The organism is Homoserinimonas sp. (assembly GCF_056262345.1).
The window spans coordinates 1-4,289 of the sequence record NZ_JBACFR010000262.1 but is presented as its reverse complement, the minus strand read 5'-3'; the positions used below and the strand labels follow the sequence as shown (position 1 = coordinate 4,289).

Sequence of the window (4,289 nt, the reverse complement as noted above, 5' to 3'; positions counted from 1 at the left end):
TCGAAGACGACGAGCACCGCGCCGAGGTCACCGAGTCGAGCGAGAAGACGTTCCGCACCCAGATTCTTCTTGATGCAGTCGTCGAGGCCGAGGAGATCAAGGTCGGCCAGAACGAGCTCACGCAGTACCTCATCCAGGGTGCCGCTCAGTACAACATGGAGCCGGGCGAGTTCATCCAGATCCTCGACCAGAACGGTCAGATCCCCGGAATGGTCGGCGAGGTTGCTCGCGGCAAGGCTCTCGCCTCCGTTCTGTCCAAGGCTAAGGTTGTCGACTCCAACGGTGCGGAGGTCGACCTGTCGGCCTTCACCGCCGGTGTCAACAACGATGGTGATGTCGACTTCGCCGAGATGCCGGCCGGTGGCTCAGACAGCCACGGCCGCCAGGCGGGCGACGAGCACTTCGGTCACGACCACGCATAGTCGTTAGCTCTGCAACGAAGGCCCGCACGGATGATCCGTGCGGGCCTTCGTCATGCACCGACACGGGCGCGGGGGATGCGAGCGCCCCCCGCTAGATTGATGCCATGAACCAGCGCCCCGACAAGAAGAACCCCGCAACCCTCGGCCAGCTGTCGCAGGCGGTGCATGCGGGAAACCGGGTGGACGAGGCAACAGGAGCGGTGCGCACGCCCCTTGTCTTGGCCAACTCGTATGCCCTGCCGGAGGACCCCAGTACCCTGAGCTGGTCATCGTCGGAGGCGACGCTGTACACCCGCAATGGTGCGGTGAATCAGAAGCTCCTGCAGCAGAAGCTCGCCCTGCTCGATGGCGCCGAGGACGCCGTCGTGCTTGCCAGCGGAGTTGCCGCGCTCCACGCGGTGTTTTTCACCACCCTGCGCTCCGGCGATCACGCGGTTGTCGCCGATCAGACCTACGAGGCGAGTTTTCGGCTCTTTTCTGAGCTCCTGCCCGAACGCTACGGAATCGAGGCCACGTTCGTTGATACGAGCGATCTGGATGCGGTGCGCGCGGCGATCAAACCCAACACCAAGCTCATCCATGTGGAGACAGTGGCCAACCCGACGACGAGGGTGGCGGATGTCGCAGCCCTCGCCGAGATCGCCCACGCGGCCGGTGCCCTGCTCAGCGTGGACTCGACCTTCACGCCGCCGCCCCTCGCGCGGCCCATCCGCGACGGTGCCGACTTTGTGATCCACTCGCTCACCAAATACATCAACGGGCACGGCGATGCGATGGGAGGGTCTGTCGCGGGGTCATCGGAGCTCATCGCGCGGATCAAGGCAGACGCCATGGTCGATGTCGGTGGCGTCATCAGCCCGTTCAACGCGTGGCTCATCGCTCGAGGCTCGGTGACTCTGCCGTTGAGGCTGCGGCAGCACGTGGCATCCGCCCAGAAAGTCGCCGAGTTCTTGGAATCCGATAGTCGCGTGGCGTACGTGGCCTACCCGGGTCTCGCGTCGCATCCTCAGCACGCGCTGGCGTCTCGGGTTCTCTCGGGCTACGGGGCGATGATGGCGTTCGCCGTCAAGGGCGACCCCGACACCCAGAACCGGTTCGTGGCCAACCTTCGCGTCATTACCTCGGCCGTCTCTCTCGGGCACGACGAATCGCTCATCGTGCATGTGGGAACGTCGGGGGAGCGCGTGGCCTTCTATCCAGAGGAATTCCGCACGTGGGGTCACCTGCGTCTCTCTGTCGGGCTCGAGGATGTCGACGACCTTCTCGCGGATCTGCGCGCCGCTCTCGACGCCACCTTCTGACGCTGGGTTCTTTGCCTACAGCGAACGCAGGCCGCAGCGGGCGTTGGCTCCGATAGATTCGACATACGCGATAACTGAAACGGAGCGTAGGCAATGGCCCAACCGGCATTGGTCAGCAGTGTTTTCGACCAACTCCTCAAGGACCGCATCATCTGGCTTGGCTCAGAGGTGCGCGACGACAACGCCAACGAGATTTGCGCGAAGATCCTTCTCCTCGCCGCAGAAGATCCGAAGCGTGACATCTACCTGTACATCAATTCGCCCGGTGGCTCGATCACCGCTGGCATGGCGATCTACGACACCATGAAGTTCGTGCCCAACGACATCGTCACTGTGGGCATCGGACTCGCCGCCTCAATGGGGCAGTTCCTGCTCTCGTCCGGCACCAAGGGCAAGCGCTACATCACGCCGAACGCCCGCGTGCTGCTGCACCAGCCCTCCGGTGGCTTCGGCGGAACCGCTGCGGACATCCAGACTCAGGCCAAGGTCATCCTTGACATGAAGAAGCGGATGGCGGAGCTCACGGCCGAGCAGACCGGCAAGTCGGTCGAGCAGATCCTCAAGGACGGTGACCGGGACAACTGGTCCACCGCGCAGGAGGCTCTCGAGTACGGCTTCGTGGATCACCTGCGGGAGTTCGCTTCGGACGTCGCCGGCGGCGGCGGAACCGATGTTGCGGCCTCAGAAGCAGAAGCCAAGGACTAGGGCGAGGAAGATCATGGAATTCACTAACTTCGGACACCAGGCTGGTGGCGTTGCTCGCCCCGCAGAGTCTCGCTACATCCTTCCCACCTTCGAAGAGCGCACGGCGTATGGCTACAAGCGTCAGGACCCTTACGCCAAGCTTTTCGAAGACCGCATCATCTTTCTCGGCGTGCAGATCGACGACGCTTCTGCGGATGACATCATGGCGCAGCTTCTCGTTCTCGAGAGCCAGGACCCCGACCGTGACATCGTCATGTACATCAACTCACCGGGTGGCTCGTTCACCGCGATGACGGCGATCTACGACACGATGCAGTACGTTCGCCCGCAGATCCAGACCGTGGTTCTCGGCCAGGCGGCGTCGGCCGCAGCTGTAATTCTGGCGGCGGGTACTCCGGGCAAGCGGCTCGCGTTGCCCAACGCTCGCGTGCTCATTCACCAGCCCTCTGCCGGTGACTCGGGTCGCGGACAGGCCTCGGATATCGAGATTCAGGCCCGGGAGATTCTGCGGATGCGCGGCTGGCTTGAGGAGACGCTTGCGAAGCACTCCAACCGCACGGTCGAGCAGGTCAACAAGGACATCGATCGCGACAACATTCTCAGCGGCCACGAGGCCCTTGAGTATGGACTCGTTGACCAGGTTCTAACCTCGCGCAAGAACCTGCCGGCGGCAATCGTCAAGTAGCACGAGCTCGCCCTCGCGGCGTTCAGAAGGCCCCGTCCCTTCGGTGACGGGGCCTTCTGTCGTGCGGGCCGCCGGAGCGTCCTTCCGCATCGCTACTTGTTGACAAGTGGCGCGAAACATGACTTTTGCCCACGACTTAAGCGGGGTTTTCTCAATAAGGCGGGCACCAATCCCGCTGAGAAACGTCATGTTTCGTCTTACTCGTCGTGACTTGTTAACATGTTCCTGTAGAACTTGTTGGAACGTTCACGGAGATTTCATCTCGTCTGGGTCTCCCTGCAGCTGTGGCACATGTTCGTCAGCACCCCCGCGCCCTGCATTGCCGCACTGAAGGAGAACCATGACTGCTGTCATACCCCCGCGCCGAGTCGACAACGTCGCGATCTGGGACGGCACCGCCTATGTGGGCGTTGGCTCCATCGAATGGGCAGGCGACAGCATTAGCTCGGTTGCGGCGAGCGGTGATTCGCCCGCTGAGTACAGCATCATCCCTGGACTCGTCGACACCCATGTGCACCTCGGGGCCTATGCGGGTGAGAAGAAGGTCGACTTCGCATCCTGGCCGATCACGACGCCCGGCGAGGAGCGCACGCTCCACATCGCCTCCAATGCCATCCGGGCGGCAAAGGCCGGTGTCACCACGCTTCGCGATCTCGCGGGCGACAAGCACCAGCTGGCAGCCAGCCGCGCGTTCGACGAGGGAATCCTCGCAGGGCCGCGAGTGCTCGTGCACGGGCAGGTCGGCATGACCGCAGGACACGGCGATCTCTTTATCCCTCCCCACTACCCTCACCGCGACCCCGTGGCAGACAGCCCAGACGAGTGCCGCAAGCTCGTGCGGCAGTGGGCAAGGGCTGGCGCCCACGGGGTGAAGATCTACACGAGCGGCGGGGTGCTCTCGATCGGCGACCGGGTGGGATGGCGCAATCAGACCGACGCCGAGATCAGCACCACCATCGACGAGGCGCACGCGCTCAGCATGCCCGTTGCCGCTCACACGCACTCGAGCGAGGGCGTGGATATCGCGCTAGCCCTCGGCGCGGACTCGATCGAGCATGGCACCGGTGTCGTCGAGCGTCACTGGCCCACCCTTATCGAGCGCAACATCCCGATTGCCCCCACGCTGCTCATCAATGACCGTCTCGCGAACGGCACCATCCCCGTCTCGGACGAAGC

4 protein-coding genes and 1 pseudogene are annotated in these 4,289 nt (G+C 63.5%); all 5 read left to right on the top strand.

Annotated elements, in window-relative coordinates; all coding sequences use genetic code 11:
- Window positions 1-422: pseudogene (locus AC062T_RS12365) on the top strand (trigger factor); the annotation flags it as partial.
- A 104-nt stretch (window positions 423-526) separates the two neighbouring features.
- A complete protein-coding gene (locus AC062T_RS12360) occupies window positions 527-1,723 on the top strand; it encodes a trans-sulfuration enzyme family protein (protein WP_476030456.1) in 1,197 nt (398 codons plus the stop codon).
- 93 nt (window positions 1,724-1,816) lie between these two features.
- On the top strand, window positions 1,817-2,428 hold the full coding sequence (locus tag AC062T_RS12355; protein WP_476030454.1) for an ATP-dependent Clp protease proteolytic subunit: 612 nt from the start codon (window positions 1,817-1,819) through the stop codon (window positions 2,426-2,428).
- Between the two features lie 13 nt (window positions 2,429-2,441).
- Entirely contained in the window at window positions 2,442-3,113 is a 672-nt protein-coding gene (locus AC062T_RS12350) for an ATP-dependent Clp protease proteolytic subunit (protein ID WP_476030453.1), read from the top strand.
- A 340-nt stretch (window positions 3,114-3,453) separates the two neighbouring features.
- A partial coding sequence (locus AC062T_RS12345) for an amidohydrolase family protein (RefSeq protein WP_476030451.1) occupies window positions 3,454-4,289 on the top strand: 836 nt, incomplete at its 3' end.